2 protein-coding genes are annotated in these 1,988 nt (G+C 73.9%); both read right to left on the reverse strand.

Annotation, left to right across the window (positions count from 1 at the left end; translation table 11 throughout):
- Positions 1 to 72 precede the first annotated feature (72 nt).
- Positions 73 to 1,173, reverse strand: a complete 1,101-nt coding sequence (locus ABD308_RS10515; protein WP_344331393.1) for an HAD-IIIC family phosphatase — start codon at positions 1,171 to 1,173, stop codon at positions 73 to 75.
- Positions 1,174 to 1,208: 35 nt separating this feature from the next.
- The coding region (locus ABD308_RS10520) for an acyl-CoA dehydrogenase family protein (protein ID WP_344331395.1) at positions 1,209 to 1,988 on the reverse strand (780 nt) is incomplete at its 5' end.

Raw genomic sequence — 1,988 nt, forward strand, 5'->3', positions numbered from 1 at the left:
GCCAGGGTCGGTGCCGAACCGCGAGCGCTGAGGAGCGCGGGCCGGGGCCCGGCGCGCCGGGCCCCGCGGCGGTCACGACGTTCCCGGGCCCCCTTCCGGCACGTTCAGGTCGGGTGCGTCCACGCTCATGACGGTGGACACCACGCGCGGGCCGGGAACCAGGTGCAGGCGCTGGAGTCCGGGGTCCTCCGCGACCGGTGCGAGGACGGCGGCGCACGGGCACGGGGCTTCGTCCAGGCCCTCGAAGCCCGCGAACCGGTAGGCGATCTCCATCATCCGGTTGCGTTCGGTCGCCCGGAAGTCCGCGACCAGGTGGACTCCGGACCGGGCGGCGGCGTCGGCCAGCCAGTTCAGCAGGGTCGCGCCGGCGCCGTAGGCGACGACCCGGCAGGAGGTGGCGAGCAGCTTGAGGTGCCACAGGCCCGGGTGCCGTTCGAGCAGCAGGACGCCGACCGCGCCGTGCGGGCCGAACCGGTCGGTGAGGGTGACCACCAGGACCTCGTGCCGGGGGTCGGTGATCAGGCCCCGCAGCACCGCGTCCGGGTAGTGGACCCCGGTCGCGTTCATCTGGCTGGTGCGCAGGGTGAGTTCCTCGACCCGGGACAGCTCCTCGCCGGTGGCCCGGCCGATGCGCATCCGCAGGTCCAGGGAGCGCAGGAACTCCTCGTCGGGGCCGGGGGCGGCCGCCCGCTCGGCCTCGCGGCGGAAGCCCGCCTGGTACATCTGGCGCCGCCGCCGGGAGTCGACGGTGCTGGTCGCGGGGGTGAACTCGGCGAGTTCGGGGAGGTCGAGGACCTGCTCGGCCGGGTAGCACCGTACGTCGGGCAGGTGGAAGGCCACTTCGGCGCGTTCGGCGGGCCGGTCGTCGACGAAGGCGATGGCCGTGAGCGCGAAGTTCAGCCGGTCGGCGATCCGGCGCACCGACTCGGACTTGGCGCCCCACCCGATCTCCGGCAGGACGAAGTACTCGGCCACGCCGAACGCCTCCAACCGGGCCCAGGCGTGCTCGTGGTCGTTGCGGCTGGCGACGGACTGGAGGATGCCTCGGGAGTCGAGCTCGATCACCACCTTGCGCACCTCGTCCGGCAGGTGCACCTCGCCGTCCTCCAGCAGGGTGCCCTGCCAGAGGGTCTCGTCCAGGTCCCAGACCAGGCACTTGACGGTCTCAGCCATGTCGTCCTTCCTCGTCTCGTCGGCTGCAGGCCCGCTCACGGTGCCCCCGTAGCGGAGAGCGCGTGCTGTGCCAGCATCAGCCGGCACAGCTCGTTGCTGCCCTCGATGATCTCCATCAGCTTGGCGTCCCGGTACGCCCGGGCCACCGCGTGCCCGTCCCGGGACCCGGCCGAGGCCAGTACCTGGACGGCCGTCGCCGCGCCCTTGGCGGCCTGGGTCGCGGCGACGTGCTTGGCCAGTACGGTCGCCACCACCTGGTCCGGCGACCCTTCGTCCCAGCAGCGGCTGGCGTGCTCGCAGACCCGCGCGGCCACCTGCTCGGCCGTGTACAGGTCGGCGAGGTGTCCGGCGACGAGCTGGTGCTCCGCGAGCGGTCTGCCGAACTGCTCCCGTCCGGCGGCGTGCGCGGTGGCCGCCGCCAGACAGGCCCGCAGGATGCCCACGCACCCCCAGGCGACGGACATCCGCCCGTAGGCCAGCGCGGTCGTCACCAGCAGGGCGGGTGGCAGTCCGTGACCGCCCAGAACGCTGTCGGCCGGCAGCCGCACCCCGTCGAGGTGGACGTCGGCGTGTCCGGCCGCGCGGCAGCCGAGCGGGTCGGCGATCCGCTCGATCCGGACGCCGGGCGTGTCGGCGGGCACCACGACGGCCACCGCGCCGTCCTCGTAGCGGCCGACGATGACCAGCAGGTCGGCGTAGTGGGCGGCGGTCACCCACTTCTTGTGTCCGTCGACGACGACCGCGTCACCGTCGCGGCGGACGGTCGTCGTCATCGCCGAGAGGTCGCTGCCGGCGCCGGGCTCGCTGAAGCCGAC

It is taken from the genome of Kitasatospora putterlickiae (assembly GCF_039527695.1).
In the GTDB taxonomy this organism is placed as follows: Bacteria; Actinomycetota; Actinomycetes; order Streptomycetales; family Streptomycetaceae; genus Kitasatospora; species Kitasatospora putterlickiae.